Origin of the sequence: Paraburkholderia fungorum, assembly GCF_902833645.1 — a bacterium.
Taxonomy (GTDB): Bacteria; Pseudomonadota; Gammaproteobacteria; order Burkholderiales; family Burkholderiaceae; genus Paraburkholderia; species Paraburkholderia fungorum.
The window spans coordinates 1-16,276 of the sequence record NZ_CADFGE010000004.1 but is presented as its reverse complement, the minus strand read 5'-3'; the positions used below and the strand labels follow the sequence as shown (position 1 = coordinate 16,276).

Below are 16,276 nucleotides of genomic sequence, written 5' to 3'. Positions count from 1 at the left end.
CTTCCCCTGAATACGACTTAACGCAACTTGAGCGTGGACAAACCGAACAGACACAGCATCAACGTGATGATCCAGAAACGCACGACCACCTGCGTTTCTTTCCAGCCCGACAATTCAAAATGGTGATGCAGCGGCGCCATCTTGAAGAGGCGCCGCCCTTCGCCGAAGCGGCGTTTGGTAAATTTGAACCACGTCACCTGCAACATCACGGAGAGCGTTTCCGCTACGAAAATGCCGCCCATGATGAAGAGCACGATTTCCTGACGCACGATCACCGCGACCGTGCCGAGCGCGCCACCCAGGGCGAGAGCACCGACGTCGCCCATGAACATCTGCGCCGGGTGCGTGTTGAACCAAAGAAACGCGAGCCCTGCCCCGCCCATTGCCGAACAGAAGATCAGCAATTCGCCCGCGCCGGCGATGTGCGGAAACAGCAGGTATTTCGAATAAACCGAGCTACCCATCACATAGGCGAACACACCGAGCGACGCGCCGACCAGCACGACCGGCATGATCACGAGACCGTCGAGACCGTCCGTGAGGTTCACCGCATTGCTCGCGCCGACGATCACCAGATACGTCAGCACAATGAAGCCCCATACGCCGAGCGGATAGCTGATCGATTTGACGAACGGCAGCATCAGGTCGGCACGCGCCGGCAAGCCCATCGACAGACCGCTGCGCACCCACGCCATGAACAGGTCGAACACGCGCACGTTGCTCGCTTCAGACACGCTGAAGGCGAGATACACCGCCGCGAACAGTCCGATCACCGACTGCCAGAAATACTTTTCGCGCGACGACATCCCGCGCGGGTCCTTGTAGACCACCTTGCGGTAATCGTCGACCCAGCCGATCACGCCGAAGCCGAACGTGACCAACATCACGATCCAGATGAAGCGATTGGTCAGATCGGCCCACAGCAACGTCGACACCGCGATACCCAGCAGAATCAGTACGCCACCCATGGTCGGCGTACCGGATTTGACGAGGTGGGTTTGCGGGCCGTCTTTACGGACGGCCTGGCCGACCTTCATCGCGGTCAGCTTGCGGATCACCGCCGGGCCGCAGACGAGCCCGATCAGCAGCGCGGTGATGGTGGCCATCACCGCACGGAATGTCAGATAACTGAACACGCGCAAGAAGCTTGCGTCATTCTGCAGCCATTGCGCCAGCGCCAGTAGCATGCTTCGGTCCTTCTATTTCAGTGTGCGGCGGGCGCACTGCCCGCTGCGTTGGGTTGTGGACTCGTTACGGCGTCCACCACGCGCTCCATTTGCATGAAACGCGAGCCTTTCACGAGAAGCGTTGCAGCGGAGCCGAAACCGGCTTGCTGCAATTGCGCGACCAGCGTGCCGACATCGGCCACGTGATGCGCGCCGGTGCCGTACGCGGTGCAGGCGTCGCGCGAGGCGTCGCCCATCGCGTACAGCGCATCGATACCGCGTTCCTTTGCGTACGCACCGATTTCCCGGTGAAACGCCGGGCCGTTATCGCCGACTTCGCCCATATCGCCCATTACCAGCACACGCGGCGATTCGCGCGACGCAAGCACGTCGATCGCCGCACGCATCGAGTCGGGATTCGCGTTGTAGGTGTCGTCGATCACGGTTGCGCCGGCTAGCGTGCCGAGCACTGCGCGCTTGACCTGCAAACGGCCTTTCACGGCGCCGAAGGATTCGAGGCCACGCTTGATCGCGTCGAGCGACACGCCTGCGGCAAGCGCGGCCGACGTCGCGGCCAGCGCGTTGTGCGCGTTGTGGTCGCCGAGTACTTGCAGCGTGACGTCGATGTGGCCTTCCGGCGTGTCGATGCTCAACACGTTGTCTTCGAACGTGCCCGTTACAGCGGCTTCAGTCGTGCGCCCGGCGTTGTTCAAAGCGAAGTCGACAATGCGGTTGCCGGTCGCCGCGACGCGCCAGATGCTCGCGTAAGCATCGTCGGCGGGGAACACAGCGACCCCTTCCGGCGTCAGCGCGTGAATCACGCTCGCATGTTCGAGCGCGACGGCTTCAACCGTCGCCATGAATTCCTGATGCTCGCGCTGCGCGTTGTTCACCACCGCGACCGTCGGCTCGGCGATCTTCGCGAGCAGCGAGGTCTCGCCCGGATGGTTCATGCCGAGCTCGACCACCGCCAGCTGATGCGCGGCGTGCAGCCGGAACAGCGTCAACGGCAAGCCGATGTCGTTGTTGAAGTTGCCGGCGGTCGCGAGGCGTGCATCCGCGCCAACCGCGGCGGCGAAAATCGACGCGATCATTTCCTTGACCGTCGTCTTCCCATTGCTGCCGGTCACGGCAACGAGGGGCAGGTTGAATTTCTGCCGCCAGCCGCGTGCCAGCGCGCCGAGCGCGACACGCGTATCGGCTACGCGCAACGCCGGCACATGCCAATTGTCAGGCGCGCGCGTCAGTAGCACGGCCGTCACGTTGCGCGACGCGACTTCCGGCAGGAAATCGTGCGCGTCGAAACGCTCACCTTTGATCGCGACGAACAGGTCGCCCGGACCCGCGCTGCGGCTATCGGTCGAAACGCGTTCGAACGCGACGCTTTCGTCGCCCAGCACGGTTGCGCCGGGAATCAGCGCCGCGGCTTCACGCAGCGAGAACATGCTCATTCGCCACCTCCGCGTGCGTGCGTCGCTCGTGCGGCGAGCGCGAGGCGAGCGTGATCCTGATCGGAGAAAGCGCGTTTCTTACCCATGATTTCCTGTGTTGCTTCGTGCCCCTTGCCGGCCAGCACGATGACGTCTTCACGCGCGGCGCCGCGGATCGCCTGCAGGATCGCGCTTGCGCGGTCCTCGATGCGGCGCACCTTCGACGCGTCTTGCATGCCTGCGGTAATCTGCTCGATGATCGATTGCGGATCTTCGCTGCGTGGGTTGTCGCTGGTCACGACAACGCCGTCGGCGAGCCGCTCGGCGATTGCACCCATCAGCGGACGCTTGGTCGCGTCGCGGTCGCCGCCGCAGCCGAACATGCAGATCAGTTCCCCGCCGCGCGCGGCCGCCATCGGGCGCAACGCTTCCAGGGTTTTTTCCAGCGCGTCCGGCGTGTGCGCGTAATCGATCACGACGAGCGGCTCGTCGCTTTGCGCGCGGCCGCCAAGACGTTGCATGCGGCCATTGACCGGTTCGAGCTTTGCCAGTTCGGCGAGCGCCGCATCGAAGGGGATGTCGGCTGCAAGCAAAGCGCCGAGTACGCCGAGCAGATTGCTGACGTTGAAAGCGCCGAGCGTTTGCACTTCGACCTCGGCATTGCCCCAGTCCGACGTGGCCAGATGGAACGCGGTGCCGGTCGCGGTTGCGCGCACATTCGAGGCGAGCAGCAACGCGTCGGCCTCTGGCGCATCTTTGAGCGTTTCGTCGAGGCCGTAGGCGATCGTGCGGGCATGCCCCTTCGTGCTGGCAAGCAGGCGCCGACCAGCCGCATCGTCACGGTTGATCACCGCGGCGCGCAATTCCGGCCACGCGAACAGACGCGCTTTAGCGGCTTCGTAGGCTTCGAACGTGCCGTGATAATCGAGGTGGTCTTGCGTGAGATTCGTGAACACGGCGATGTCGAACGCCGTGCCGTTCACACGGCCTTGATGCAACGCGTGGGACGACACTTCCATCGCCACCGCTTCTGCGCCGGCGTCGCGCAACTGCGCGAGACTGCGTTGCAGTTGCGGCGCGTCAGGTGTCGTGAAACCGGTGTGCACGAGTTGACCCGGCAGACCGGTGCCAAGCGTACCGATGATTGCGCAGCGCTTGCCGAGCGCTGTCAGCGCCGCGGAAATCCATTGGCTGCACGACGTCTTGCCGTTGGTGCCCGTGATGCCGACGGTCAGCATGCCGTCGCTCGGATCCTTATACCAGGCGCTCGCGATCGAACCGGCGAGTTCGTTCAGCGCCGGCACGGCCAGCGTGTTGGACGGATCGATCGGGTCCGTAAAGCCTTCGGGCTGAACCAGCACGGCTGCTGCGCCGCGCTCGATCGCGTTGCCGATAAACGGGCGGTTGTCCGCGCCATCGACCGCATAGGCGAAAAAAGCGTCGCCCGCTGCGACCGTGCGCGTGTCGGCGTGCAGATGCGCGCCTGGCTGCACGCGCGCGTGCAGCCAGTTGAGTGCGTCGGCGATCTGCCGGTGCGCTGGATGCTTCTTGCGCAGCGCGCTCATCGCACAACTCCGGGATGCGTTTTGGTGTTGGCGGAAATCGTCATCTTCTTCGCCCCGCCGCTGGTGGCGAGTTTCTTCACCACGGCGGGTGTGGCCGGCGTGGCCGGCGCAACAGGCGCCGAATCGTCCGACACGACCATCTGTTTGACCGGCATATCCGGCGGCACATTCAGCGAGCGCAGCGTGTCGCCGACGATCGCCGAGAACACCGGACCGGACACCTGGCCGCCGAAGTGGCTGCCCGCCGTCGGCTCGTCGACCGACACGGCGACGACGATACGCGGATTCGGCATTGGCGCCATGCCGACGAACGAGGCGCGGTACTTGGAGTGGTCGTAGCCATGAGCGCCGTGCTTATACGCAGTACCGCTCTTGCCGCCGACGCGATAGCCCGGCACCGCCGCGTCCGGCGACGTGCCGCCCGGCGCCGTCACGGTTTCGAGCATCGCACGTACTTCGCGGGCGGTGGTGGGCGAGAAAATTTGCGGCCCTGTGGCCGGTTGATCGCCACCGGGCGTATGGAAAATCGACACCGGCATGATCTGGCCGTCGTGCGCGATCGCGGTGTACGCACGTCCCAACTGGAATAGCGACACCGACAGGCCATAGCCGTACGACATGGTCGCCTGCTCGATGCGGCGCCAGCTCTTCCACGGACGCAGGCGGCCCGCCGCCGCGCCCGGGAAACCGACCTTCGGCGCCTGGCCGAGACCGATGCTGGTATACATATTCCACATCTCTTCGGGCTTGAGCTGCATGGCGATCTTCGTCGCGCCGATGTTGCTCGACTTCTGGATCACGCCGCCCACCGTCAGCACGCCGAACGCGCTGTCGTCGGTAATCGGCGCACCGTCGAGCACGAAACGGCCGCCGCCTGTATCAACCAGTGTAGTCGGCGTCACGCGGTGCAGATCGAGTGCCAGCGAGACCGTGAACGGTTTCATGATCGAGCCCGGCTCGAAGGTGTCCGTCAGGATGCGGTTGCGCAGTTGATCGCCGGTCAGGTGCGAACGGTCGTTCGGGTTGTAGGTGGGGTAATTGACGAGCGCCAGCACTTCACCGGTACGCACGTCGATCACCATCGCCGCGCCTGCTTTTGCCTTGAATTTCTCGACGGCCGCTTTCAGGTTCGTGTACGCGATGTACTGGATCTTGCTGTCGATCGAGAGATCGACGTCCTGACCGTTATGCGGCACGACCTGTTCGTCCACGTCTTCGATAATGTGGCCCATGCGGTCTTTGATCACACGGCGGCTGCCCGACATGCCGGCGAGCAGCTTCTGGTCGCCGAGTTCGACGCCTTCCTGGCCTTCGTCTTCCACATTGGTGAAGCCGATCAGGTGAGCCGTGATCTCGCCTTCCGGATAGAAACGCTTGTACTCGTCGCGTTCGTAAATGCCGGGAATATCCAGCGCGGCGACTTTCTCGGCGACATCGACCGGCACCTGGCGCTTCACGTAGACAAAGTTCTTGTCCTCCGACAGTTTCGCGCGCAACTCCTTGTTCGTCATGCCGAGCAGCTTGCCGAGCTGGTTCAGCTTGTCGGCGCCGAGATCATCCGGCACCGAGTCTGGAATCGCCCAGACCGCGCGCACCGGCAGACTCGTGGCGAGCACGAGACCGTTGCGGTCGAGGATCTTGCCGCGCGTGGCCGGCAACTCGAGACGGCGCTGATAGCGGATCTCGCCTTGCTTCTGATAGAAAGCGTTGCCGGGCCCTTGAATCCAGAAGGCGCGCCCGGCCAACGCGACAAACGCCATGAACAGCATGAACACGACGAGTTTCGAGCGCCACATGGGCAGACGCACCGACAGAATCGGGTTCGCCGAAAAGGCGACGCTTTTGCGAGTCGACGATTTTTTCATCGCACGCCTCCGCGACGGGTCGCAGCCGGCGCCGAGGCCGGCCCGGACGTCGGAATCGGCGCATCCTCAGCCTTGGCGGCGCCCGGGTCGAGCGTCAGGTACTGGGTGCGTCCGGTCGTAACCGATTGCATCTTTAGGGAATCAGTGGCGATCTGCTCGATGCGCGACGTCTTCGACAACGCGCTCTGCTGATATTGAAGCTGTGAGTAATCCTGCTGCAGCTGGCGCTCCTGCGATTGCGCCCGCTGCAACTGGATAAAGATCTGACGCTGCTGATTGGTAGCGTTGACGACAGACAAAGCGCAGCCCATCACAATCATCAGCAGGAAGATATTGAGGCGACTCATGGTGCGATCCGCTCCGCCACACGCATCACGGCAGAACGGGCGCGCGGGTTCGCGGCGACTTCAGCGTCGCTTGCGAACACGCGGCCGATGATTTTGAGCGGAGGGCTCGGCAGATCGACGGCACGAATCGGCAGACGGCGATCCACAGCAGGCGTACTGGCGTGCGCCTGCATGAATCGCTTGACGATCCGGTCCTCGAGCGAATGAAAGCTGATGACCACCAGCCGCCCCCCTTGCTCCAACAGCGACAACGCTGCTTCTAAAACGACTTGCAGCTCCGCAAGCTCTTGATTGATGTGAATCCGTATAGCTTGAAAGGTGCGGGTTGCCGGATCCTTGCCCTTCTCACGGGTTTTGACGACGTTAGCCACGATTTGGGCAAGCTCGCCCGTGCTGACGAGAGGCCCAAGACGGTCGGACTCTGCCCGGCGAGCAACAAGCGCCTTTGCAATCTGAAAAGCAAACCGTTCTTCCCCATAATCTCGTATCACCTCCGTCAGTTCCTGCACCGTGGCCCGCGCCAGCCAGTCAGCCGCGGACTCGCCGCGCGTCGGGTCCATCCGCATGTCGAGCGGGCCATCGGCGCGGAAACTGAAACCCCGCTCCGGATCGTCGACTTGCGGCGACGACACGCCCAGATCCAGCAAAACGCCCGACACCCGCCCTACTCCGCGCTCCGCAATCGCGGTGCGCAGTGAAGCAAAACTCTCATGCACGATGCCAAAGCGCGGATCGGCAATCTGCTGTGCCGTGGCGATGGCAAGCGGGTCTTTGTCGAACGCGATCAGACGCCCCGACTCGCCCAGCTTCTCCAGCACCAGCCGGCTATGCCCACCGCGCCCGAACGTACCGTCCACATAAACGCCGTCCGCGCGCGTGACCAACGCCTCGACCGCCTCTTCCAGCAGCACCGTGCGATGCTGCAATTCGTTTCTCATCGCAGGTGCCATATATGTAATCCGCGATCAGAACGTGAAATTCTTTAACGCTTCGGGCATGCCCTCGGCGATCGCTGCCTGTTCCTTTGCTGCGTAAATCTGTGCGTCCCACAATTCAAAGTGACGGCCCATGCCGAGCAGGTTCACTTCTTTTTCCAGCGAGCCGGCCGCGCGCAATTCGGGCGACACCAGCACGCGGCCGGCGCCGTCCATATCGACGTCCATTGCATTGCCGAGAAAGATGCGTTTCCACCAGGCTGCGTTCATAGGCAGCTTGTCGACCTTGTCGCGGAAGATTTCCCACTCCGGGCGCGGAAAGAGCAACAGGCAGCCGTCCGGGTGCTTGGTGATCGTCACCCGGCCCTCTGCCTGTGTTTGCAGCGCATCCCGATAGCGAGAGGGAATTGACATCCGCCCTTTCGCATCGAGCGTCAGCGCCGACGCCCCTTGGAACACTTCGCTCTCCCTTGTCGACCGGAGTTAGCGCTTTAGCGCTTACTCCGGTCCCATGCAGTCCACTGCGGTCGACCGGAGTTAGCGCTTTAGCGCTTACTCCGGTCCCATGCAGTCCACTGCGGTCGACCGGAGTTAGCGCTTCAGCGCTTACTCCGCCCCCATGCAACTTAGTTGCTCGCGGCGCTTTTCCGCCGGCTGCCCGATTCGTGAAAATCTACCCCAAACCGCCCGTGAGATCACACAAAAATACACTTTCTCACACTGTCTCCCACTTTAGAGGAACGCTAAACAGGGGTCAAGGGAGATACGCGCTTTTCGAGCGAATTTTGTTTGCTAGAACAAGGACTTAGCGCCACTCTTTCATGTCAGACATAAAACGGAAAACCGTTATAAATGAATGAGCTAGTGAACCTTGTGAAGGTGATACGTGAAAAGTGCGAGGGAAAGGCGCGGAATGTAAGAGATCGTGAAGCGGGATCGGGAGGTGTTTGCTGGCGTTCCGGGTAATTCGAGCGGACGGCGTGCGAGGCGCCGTCCCACTTTGAGATGATAAGTGAGCCGGGGGCTCGAACTTATATGTAGTACGCGGTGCGCGTCATGACCTTCGACACCGCGCGCATCAGTGCACGAGCAGGGAACGGCAACTCGATGCCGCCTGCGTCCATGGCGGACTTGCCGTGCTCGGCTTCGTCCACGCGCATCTGTTCGACGATCGCCCGCGACTCGCGGTCTGCCACGGGCAATTGATCCAGATGGCTGTCCAGATGCTGTTCGACCTGGCGTTCGGTTTCGGCCATGAAACCGAGACTCACCCGATCACCCAGGCGACCTGCCGCGAGGCCGATTGCCAACGCGCCGGTGTACCAGAGCGGGTTCAGCAGGCTTGGACGGGAATCGAGCGCTTCGAGGCGTTTGGCGGTCCACGCCAGATGATCCTCTTCTTCCATGGCAGCGTGATTAAACACCGCCTGCAAGGACGGCGACCTGGTAGCGAGTTTCTGCGCCTGATAAAGCGCCTGAGCGCACACCTCGCCGACATGGTTGACACGCATCAAGCCGGCTGAGTGCACGCGTTCCGCCGGGGTAAGCTCGACCAGCTCCGCCGTCGATTCTTGCGGAACTGGCAACGGACGACTCATCCGCGACACGCCGGTCATTGAGCGTAAACCCCGATCAAACTCGCTAATCAACTCGTCCAGAAACATTCAGCACTCCCTGATTCGACAACTGCCCGGTTGCGCCGACAGGTCCGCGCGACAAGGCTTTGCTGGGCAAAACCGGATTCGCGAAGACCTTGAATTCAAACGATTCCGGGGGCCAATTTCTGATTTTAGACCATGTTGCGTAAACGAAACAGGAGCCGTCCTGCCCATCTCCTTTTTCTTTGTGCCATGTATGCCTTTTGTTACATTACGTGCAACTTCTCGCGAAGTTGGACAAGCAAGGCCTCAACGCTAGACAAATATTCGCCTTGTACAAAAGATTCGTAATCCTTGGAGATCATTCGATGAAAAAGTCGCTTCTCGCTCTCGCAGCACTGGGCGCATTCGCAGGCGTCGCACATGCTCAGAGCAGCGTGACCCTGTACGGTATCATTGACGAAGGCTTCAACATCAACACCAACTCGGGTGGCAAGCACCTGTACAACCTGTCCAGCGGCGTTCTGCAAGGCTCGCGTTTCGGCCTGCGTGGCACGGAAGATCTGGGCGGCGGTCTGAAGGCAATCTTCGTGTTGGAAAACGGCTTTGACGTGAACAACGGCAAGCTGGGTCAAGGCGGCCTGATGTTCGGTCGTCAAGCATACGTCGGCCTGTCGAGCCAATTCGGTACGGTCACGCTGGGTCGTCAATACGACTCCGTGGTTGACTACGTTGGTCCGCTGGAAGCAGGCGACCAGTGGGGCGGCTACATCGCGGCTCACCCGGGCGACATCGACAACTTCAACAACGCATACCGCACGAACAACACGGTCAAGTACACGAGTGCAAACTACGGTGGCCTGACGTTCGGCGGCACGTACAGCTTCGGCGGCCAAGCTGGCAACATTACCGGCAACCAGATCTGGTCGTTGGGTGCTGGCTACAACAACGGTCCGTTGGTCTTGGGCGTTGGTTACTTGAACGCACGCACGCCGGCAGCATCGGGCGGCCTGTTCAACAACGGCGGCACGATTTCCCCGAACACGTTCGCTACGGCAACGGCACCTGCCAACTTCGCAGTGACGTCGCCGGTCTACGGCGCTTACGCGTCGGCTAACACATACCAAGTGGTCGGTGCGGGCGGTGCGTACACTTTCGGCGCAGCAACGATCGGCCTGACGTACTCGAACATCCGTTTCGCAAACCTGGGCACGACGTTCGCACAGCCGGGCGTCCGCGGTCAATCGGCTACGTTTAACAACGCGGAACTCAACTTCAAGTATCAGTTGACCCCGGCGTTGCTGGTTGGCGCAGCGTATGACTACACGCGCGGCGCAAGCATCCAGAATGCATCGACGGCTCAGTACCATCAAGGCGCAGTTGGCGTGGACTACTTCCTGTCCAAGCGTACCGACGTGTACGTGACGGGTGTGTACCAACACGCTCTGGGCCAGGTGCTGAATCAATCGGGCACGGGCGTTGTCGACGCAACGGCAGGCATCAACGGTCTGTCGGGCTCGTCGAACCAGAACCAGTTCACGGCTCGCGTTGGTATCCGTCACAAGTTCTAATAAGTCGTAATAAAGCAGTCTGCCTCAAAGGCGCCTTCGGGCGCCTTTTTTTATGGTTGCGTGCATCGCAGGCGTTTGCCGGCCTTGGGTTTGCTGCATGGAGCACGATGGCTTAGAAAGTGAAAGGCCCGGCAGACTTCCGTCTGCCAGGCCTTTCCACCTTTCCTTTTCCTAGCCCAGACTTGTTGCGGAGACGCCGGTCTGTTCAGAGCGGTGTGAATTCCATCTACTTAGCCGCGCTTAAGCCCGGCCGTCGCGCAACTCGCGACGCAGGATCTTACCGACATTGCTCTTAGGCAATTCAGTCCGGAATTCGACGATCTTCGGCCGCTTGTAGCCAGTCAACTGCGTTTTGCAGTAAGCGAAAATGTCCGCATCTGTCAGGGCCAGGTCTTTCTTCACGATGAACAGCTTCACCGCTTCGCCCGAGTGCTGATCCGGCACGCCAACCGCGGCGACTTCGAATACGCCAGGCATTTTGGCCACAACATCTTCGATTTCATTCGGATAGACGTTGAAGCCGGAGACCAGAATCATGTCCTTCTTCCGGTCGACGATCTTGACGAAGCCCTTTTCGTTCATCAAGCCGACATCGCCTGATTTGAAGAAGCCGTCGGGCGTCATGACCTTGGCCGTTTCGTCCGGGCGGTTCCAGTAGCCCGCCATCACCTGCGGGCCGCGGATGCAGATTTCGCCCGGCTGGCCAAGCGGTACCTCGTTGCCTTCGTCGTCGCGAATCGAGATTTCCGTCGACGGCAACGGCAAACCGATCGTGCCGCTATATTCCGTAACGGTAACCGGATTGCAGGTGACGCACGGCGACGTCTCCGACAGACCATAGCCCTCAATGATCGGCGTATGCGTCTGCTCGAACCAGCGCTTGGCGACAGCTTCCTGGACCGCCATACCGCCACCATTGGCTGCGATCAGCTTCGAAAAATCGAGCTTATGGAAGTCCGGGCTGTTGAGCATTGCGTTGTACAGCGTGTTGACGGCGGGAATCGTCGTGATCGGGTAACCTTCCAGCGCCTTGATCATGCCCGGGATGTCGCGTGGATTCGGGATCAGCACGCCGAGGCCGCCGGTGCGGATCGTCAGCAGTCCGCAGACCGTCAGCGCGAAGACGTGATAGAGCGGCAGCGCGACCACGGTGATGAACTGATCGATGTCCGTACGGTTAGCACGAACCGGATCGAGCCAGATTTCCGACTGCAGCACGTTGGCGATCAGGTTCCGATGCAGGAGCGTCGCGCCCTTGGCCACGCCGGTCGTGCCGCCCGTGTACTGGAGAAACGCGACGTCGTCCGGTCCTTGCTGAACCGGCTTGAAATTCTGATGGCCGCCCTCGGCGATCGCCGCGTTGAATTTGACGTGACCGGGCAGGCTCCACGCCGGCACCATCTTCTTCACCCGACGCACGACGAAGTTCACCAGCGCGCCCTTCACGCCCATCAGGTCACCCATTGCAGCGACGACGATGTGCTTGATCGACGTATTACGCACGATCGCCTGCAGCGTAACGGCGAAGTTTTCGAGCAGAATGATCGCTTCCGCGCCGCTGTCCTTGAGTTGATGCTCGAGCTCGCGTGGGGTGTAAAGCGGATTCACGTTCACCACCACGTAGCCCGCGCGCAAGATCGCCGCGATCGCGACGGGATATTGCAACACGTTCGGCATCATGATCGCGACGCGCGCACCGCGCGCCAGGCCCTTCGACTGAAACCACGCGGCCAGCTTGCGCGAAAGCGCGTCGAGCTCGCCGTAGCTGATCTCCTTGCCCATGCACACGAACGCCGGTTTGGCGCGGTGCTCGCGGAACGCTTCTTCGAGCAGTTCGGCGACAGACGAATAGCGAGTCGGGTCAATCTCTGCGGGAACGCCGGGTGGATAAGATTTCAGCCAGATTTTGTCCATGCAGCGTCTCCTCCTTTATTTTCGAATGGTCGTGCTAAAAACGCATCGTAGCATGGGCATCCCTTTACTATTCGCGAAAAGCGGCTGGGTTAGACTGCAGCCTCGAACCCGTTGCGGGTCGCTTTTGCCTGATTTTTGAGCATATTTTTTCAGGCACGTTCGACTTCGACGAGACAGTCGTAAAACGTTGCTGATCCGCCCAGATCGGTGAGCGCCTGGCTGGTGACCTGATTGGCGTTGCGGCCGTCGGGTGCGAGCTTCTTCCACCAGATCGACAGGCCGACCACGAGCCCTTCACGGGTCTTCGCGGTGACACGGGCGCGCGCCTGCATCGCGCCGCGATCGTTGAATATGCGCACCTGATCGCCGTCCGCGATGTTGCGCCGTTGCGCGTCGGCTGGGTGGATGTCGAGGTGTGGCTCGCCCTCCGTCGAACGCAGGCTTTCGATGTTCACGAAGGTGCTGTTCAGGAAATTACGGGCAGGCGGCGAGATCATTGCAAGCGGATAACGGGCGGCAAGCGCGGGGGCACCATCTGCGGATTCGTAAGGCGGCAGATAGTCCGGTAGCGGATCGAGCCCTTGCTGGGCGAGGCGCTCGCTGAAGAATTCGCATTTGCCCGACGGCGTGCGAAAACCGCCCTCGGCAAAGGGTGCGTCTGGCAGGTTCAGCGCCGCCCAGCCGGTTTCCTTGAGCGACTCCCAGCTGACGCCTTCGAGCGTTTTGTCTTTCCAGCGGAACGCCGACTCCGCAATAGCGTCGTCACTCTCGTAAAGCGCCGGCTCTTGGAGGCCCATGCGGCGCGCCAAGCCGCGAAAGATCTCGGTGTTTGGGCGTGCATCGCCGAGCGGCGCTATCGCGGGCAAGTTGGCCATCACGTGCGTATGCCCGTACGACTTGTGGACGTCGAGATGCTCGAGCTGCGTCGTCGCGGGGAGCAGGAGATCGGCGTAGTCGGCGGTGTCGGTCTGGAAATGCTCGAGCACGATCGTGAAAAGATCCTCGCGAGCAAAACCTGCGGCGACTTGCTCCGAGTCGGGCGCAACCGCGACCGGATTCGAGTTGTAGACCACGATCGCTTCAATTTTCGGGCCGAATGTAGCGTCGCCCGGATGCAGCAATGCGTTGCCAATTTCGTTCATGTTGATCACGCGCGATGCCTTGGCCGGCCAGCCCGGCATCAGGTCCGGACGCTGCAATGCATGCGAGTCCACGGGCGCCCATCCGCCCGAGGACAGCAGAAGCCCCCCGGCCCGCTCCCGCCACGCACCTGTCAGCGACGGCAGACAAGCGATGGCGCGCACGGCGTTGCCGCCGCCCCGCACCCGTTGCAGACCATAGTTCATCCTGATCGCGGCCTTTTTCGTGCTGCCGTAGAGACGCGCAAGATCGACGATCACCTGCTCGTCGATCCCGCAAATTTGCGCGGCACGCGAGGGCGGATAGGTAAGCGCGCGCGACTTGAGTTCTTCGAAGCCCAGCGTATGAGCAGCGATATAGGCGTGATCGAGCAGGTTTTCCGCAATCAACACGTTGATCATGCCAAGCGCTAAAGCACCGTCGGTTCCAGGCTTCAGCGCAACGTGCTGATGGCACTTTTCCGCCGTCAGCGAGCGGTACGGATCGATCGCGATCAACCGTGCGCCGTGGCGCTTGGCTTCCTGGGCTCGCGTCCAGAAGTGTAGGTTCGACGCGATGGGGTTCGATCCCCAGATCAGGATGACCTCGCTCTCGGCGAAAAACTCAGTGAGCATACCGACGCTGGCACCGTAGGTGTATTTAAGCCCCGCTGCACCGGCTGCCGCACAAATCGTGCGGTCCAGTTGGGATGCTCCGAGTTTGTGAAAGAACCGCTGCGCAATACTGTCGCCCTGAACCAGCCCCATCGTGCCGGCGTAGCTGTATGGCACGATGGCTTCTGGCGCTCGGTTCGCGATCTCTGACAAGTGGGCTGCGGCTAGTTCGAACGCCTCATCCCAACTGATCGGCTCAAAGCGGCCCTCGCCTTTGCGGCCGACTCGCTTCATCGGCGTCGTTAGCCGATTCGGATGATGCACCCGCTCGGCATAGCGGCTGACTTTGGTACACAGCGCACCTTGCGTCGGAGGATGATCGGGATCGCCGACAACTTTCACTGCCCGTCCGTCTTCGACGACCACCCGCATCGCACAGGTGTCGGGGCAATCGTGCGGGCACACCGCGCGGGCGAATTCAGTCGGAGCATTCATTAGTGATCCGTCTAGGAGAGCGGTAAGCGGTAAGGCGACGTTGGATTTTATTACGTCCACTGGCCGTTGGCCCGTGCAGTGCCGCCAAAAATGCCTTCGGCGTAGAATCAGGGATCAACGTGCCCGGGCGGTATAGCCCCGAGCGATTCCACGCAAAGCAAAGCACAAGCGCTCTATCATGAAACTGATCCCAGAAATCCAGGCCGCCCACGGCGAAATCCAGACCCTCCGACGAACCATTCATGCACACCCCGAACTGCGCTACGAGGAAACTGCGACAGCGGAGCTGGTTGCCAGGACACTTGAGTCCTGGGGCATCGAAACTCATCGCGGATTGGGTAAAACAGGCGTAGTTGGTATTCTGAAGCGCGGCAATGGATCACGATCGATCGGACTGCGCGCCGACATGGATGCGCTGCCGATTCAGGAACTCAATACCTTCGGTCATCGCTCGCAAAACGACGGCAAAATGCACGCGTGCGGCCATGACGGACATACCGCGATGCTGCTTGGCGCGGCGCGGCATCTGGTCAAGCACGGCGATTTTGACGGCACGATCGTCTTCATCTTTCAACCGGCAGAAGAAGGTGGCGCCGGCGCACAGGCAATGATCGATGACGGTCTGTTCGCTAAATTTCCAGTCGATGCTGTTTTCGGGATACACAACTGGCCGGGGATGCCGGCAGGCCACTTCGGTGTGACCGAAGGCCCGATCATGGCGTCCAGCAACGAGTTTCGCATTGAAATCAAGGGCGTGGGTTCGCATGCGGCACTGCCGCACAACGGGCACGACCCCGTTTTTACAGCGGTGCAGATCGCGAACGGATTGCAGAGCATCATCACGCGAAACAAGAAGCCGCTCGATACGGCGGTACTGTCGATCACCCAGATCCACGCTGGCGACGCGCTCAATGTTGTCCCGAACGATGCGTGGCTGGCAGGCACCGTGCGGACTTTTACCACCGAAACGCTCGATCTGATCGAAGCACGCATGCGCAAGATCGCAGAGAGCACGGCCGAGGCTTACGATTGCTCGGTCAATATCCAATTCCATCGCAACTATCCGCCGACGGTCAACAGTAGCGAAGAAACTCGCTTCGCTGCAGCGGTCATGAAGGAAATTGTCGGTTCCGAAAATGTCGACGACGCGGTCGAGCCGACAATGGGGGCCGAGGACTTCTCGTTCATGCTGCTGGCGAAACCGGGCTGCTACGCGTTTCTCGGCAATGGAGACGGCGGCCATCGGGACTCGGGGCACGGTGCCGGACCTTGCATGCTGCATAACGCGAGTTATGACTTCAACGACGAATTGTTGCCGATCGGCTCGACGTATTGGGTTCGGCTGGCACAACGATTCTTGGCACAGGAAAAATAACGCTGTTGATGGGGACTGGCCGATGGCTTATGCCGTGGCCTCCCGCTGCACCTTCGCGTATGTCGCTTGCTTCGCTGCTGGTGTGTAAGTTCTCGGACGCAGCTGTTGGGAATTAACGGGGTTTCGTGAAGGCGTGCAGGATAGGCACACTTCCCGGAAGAGAGGATGTTGAGGCCGTATTGAGGGGTATTTCCGGGTGCGTAAACGCAGAAACCCCACCTTTGTGGGGTGGGGTTTCTGATGCTGCTAGGGAGCCTGACGATTACCTACTTTCACACGGGA

General features: G+C 61.1%; 12 protein-coding genes. 2 read left to right on the top strand and 10 right to left on the bottom strand.

Annotation, left to right across the window (positions count from 1 at the left end; genetic code table 11):
* Window positions 1–17: 17 nt before the first annotated feature.
* From mraY to coq7, 8 genes are all read right to left on the bottom strand, one after another.
* A complete protein-coding gene (gene mraY / locus HWX91_RS14560; RefSeq protein ID WP_028196495.1) occupies window positions 18–1,187 on the bottom strand; it encodes a phospho-N-acetylmuramoyl-pentapeptide-transferase in 1,170 nt (389 codons plus the stop codon).
* 17 nt (window positions 1,188–1,204) lie between these two features.
* Window positions 1,205–2,617 (bottom strand): UDP-N-acetylmuramoyl-tripeptide--D-alanyl-D-alanine ligase, encoded by a 1,413-nt coding sequence (locus tag HWX91_RS14555; RefSeq protein WP_028196496.1) that lies wholly within the window; start codon window positions 2,615–2,617, stop codon window positions 1,205–1,207.
* Complete coding sequence (locus tag HWX91_RS14550) at window positions 2,614–4,161, bottom strand: UDP-N-acetylmuramoyl-L-alanyl-D-glutamate--2,6-diaminopimelate ligase (protein WP_028196497.1); 1,548 nt, start codon at window positions 4,159–4,161, stop codon at window positions 2,614–2,616. Before HWX91_RS14550 ends, HWX91_RS14555 begins: the two co-directional genes overlap by 4 nt.
* Window positions 4,158–6,026 carry a peptidoglycan D,D-transpeptidase FtsI family protein gene (locus tag HWX91_RS14545; RefSeq protein WP_028196498.1) on the bottom strand — a complete coding sequence of 623 codons (1,869 nt, stop codon included), beginning with the start codon at window positions 6,024–6,026 and terminating at the stop codon, window positions 4,158–4,160. The genes HWX91_RS14550 and HWX91_RS14545 overlap by 4 nt, the downstream gene beginning before the upstream one ends.
* Entirely contained in the window at window positions 6,023–6,373 is a 351-nt protein-coding gene (gene ftsL / locus HWX91_RS14540) for a cell division protein FtsL (protein WP_025647929.1), read from the bottom strand. Before ftsL ends, HWX91_RS14545 begins: the two co-directional genes overlap by 4 nt.
* On the bottom strand, window positions 6,370–7,323 hold the full coding sequence (gene rsmH, locus HWX91_RS14535; protein ID WP_035519863.1) for a 16S rRNA (cytosine(1402)-N(4))-methyltransferase RsmH: 954 nt from the start codon (window positions 7,321–7,323) through the stop codon (window positions 6,370–6,372). Before rsmH ends, ftsL begins: the two co-directional genes overlap by 4 nt.
* Window positions 7,324–7,338: 15 nt before the next feature.
* Window positions 7,339–7,767, bottom strand: coding sequence for a division/cell wall cluster transcriptional repressor MraZ (gene mraZ / locus HWX91_RS14530; RefSeq protein ID WP_025647927.1), 429 nt, complete (start codon window positions 7,765–7,767; stop codon window positions 7,339–7,341).
* 572 nt (window positions 7,768–8,339) lie between these two features.
* Complete coding sequence (coq7, locus tag HWX91_RS14525) at window positions 8,340–8,972, bottom strand: 2-polyprenyl-3-methyl-6-methoxy-1,4-benzoquinone monooxygenase (protein WP_028196499.1); 633 nt, start codon at window positions 8,970–8,972, stop codon at window positions 8,340–8,342.
* Between the two features lie 302 nt (window positions 8,973–9,274).
* Between coq7 and HWX91_RS14520 the strand changes: the two genes are divergently transcribed.
* The gene (locus HWX91_RS14520; RefSeq protein WP_028196500.1) at window positions 9,275–10,477 is read left to right on the top strand and encodes a porin; all 1,203 of its coding nucleotides are present in this window, start codon (window positions 9,275–9,277) and stop codon (window positions 10,475–10,477) included.
* Between the two features lie 240 nt (window positions 10,478–10,717).
* Here HWX91_RS14520 and HWX91_RS14515 read toward each other — a convergent pair whose 3' ends face one another.
* Window positions 10,718–12,391, bottom strand: coding sequence for a long-chain fatty acid--CoA ligase (locus HWX91_RS14515; protein ID WP_028196501.1), 1,674 nt, complete (start codon window positions 12,389–12,391; stop codon window positions 10,718–10,720).
* Between the two features lie 149 nt (window positions 12,392–12,540).
* Window positions 12,541–14,619 (bottom strand): molybdopterin-containing oxidoreductase family protein, encoded by a 2,079-nt coding sequence (locus tag HWX91_RS14510; protein ID WP_028196502.1) that lies wholly within the window; start codon window positions 14,617–14,619, stop codon window positions 12,541–12,543.
* 178 nt (window positions 14,620–14,797) lie between these two features.
* Between HWX91_RS14510 and HWX91_RS14505 the strand changes: the two genes are divergently transcribed.
* Window positions 14,798–15,994: a M20 aminoacylase family protein gene (locus HWX91_RS14505; protein WP_028196503.1), complete on the top strand. Its 1,197-nt coding sequence runs from the start codon at window positions 14,798–14,800 to the stop codon at window positions 15,992–15,994.
* Window positions 15,995–16,276 lie beyond the last annotated feature (282 nt).

Coding starts and splice junctions, on each gene's coding strand:
- HWX91_RS14510 (WP_028196502.1), bottom strand. CDS start 14,619: ATGAATGCTCCGACTGAATTCGCCCGCGCGGTGTGCCCGCACGATTGC.
- mraY (WP_028196495.1), bottom strand. CDS start 1,187: ATGCTACTGGCGCTGGCGCAATGGCTGCAGAATGACGCAAGCTTCTTG.
- coq7 (WP_028196499.1), bottom strand. CDS start 8,972: ATGTTTCTGGACGAGTTGATTAGCGAGTTTGATCGGGGTTTACGCTCA.
- HWX91_RS14515 (WP_028196501.1), bottom strand. CDS start 12,391: ATGGACAAAATCTGGCTGAAATCTTATCCACCCGGCGTTCCCGCAGAG.
- rsmH (WP_035519863.1), bottom strand. CDS start 7,323: ATGGCACCTGCGATGAGAAACGAATTGCAGCATCGCACGGTGCTGCTG.
- HWX91_RS14505 (WP_028196503.1), top strand. CDS start 14,798: ATGAAACTGATCCCAGAAATCCAGGCCGCCCACGGCGAAATCCAGACC.
- HWX91_RS14520 (WP_028196500.1), top strand. CDS start 9,275: ATGAAAAAGTCGCTTCTCGCTCTCGCAGCACTGGGCGCATTCGCAGGC.
- HWX91_RS14550 (WP_028196497.1), bottom strand. CDS start 4,161: ATGAGCGCGCTGCGCAAGAAGCATCCAGCGCACCGGCAGATCGCCGAC.
- HWX91_RS14545 (WP_028196498.1), bottom strand. CDS start 6,026: ATGAAAAAATCGTCGACTCGCAAAAGCGTCGCCTTTTCGGCGAACCCG.
- HWX91_RS14555 (WP_028196496.1), bottom strand. CDS start 2,617: ATGAGCATGTTCTCGCTGCGTGAAGCCGCGGCGCTGATTCCCGGCGCA.
- ftsL (WP_025647929.1), bottom strand. CDS start 6,373: ATGAGTCGCCTCAATATCTTCCTGCTGATGATTGTGATGGGCTGCGCT.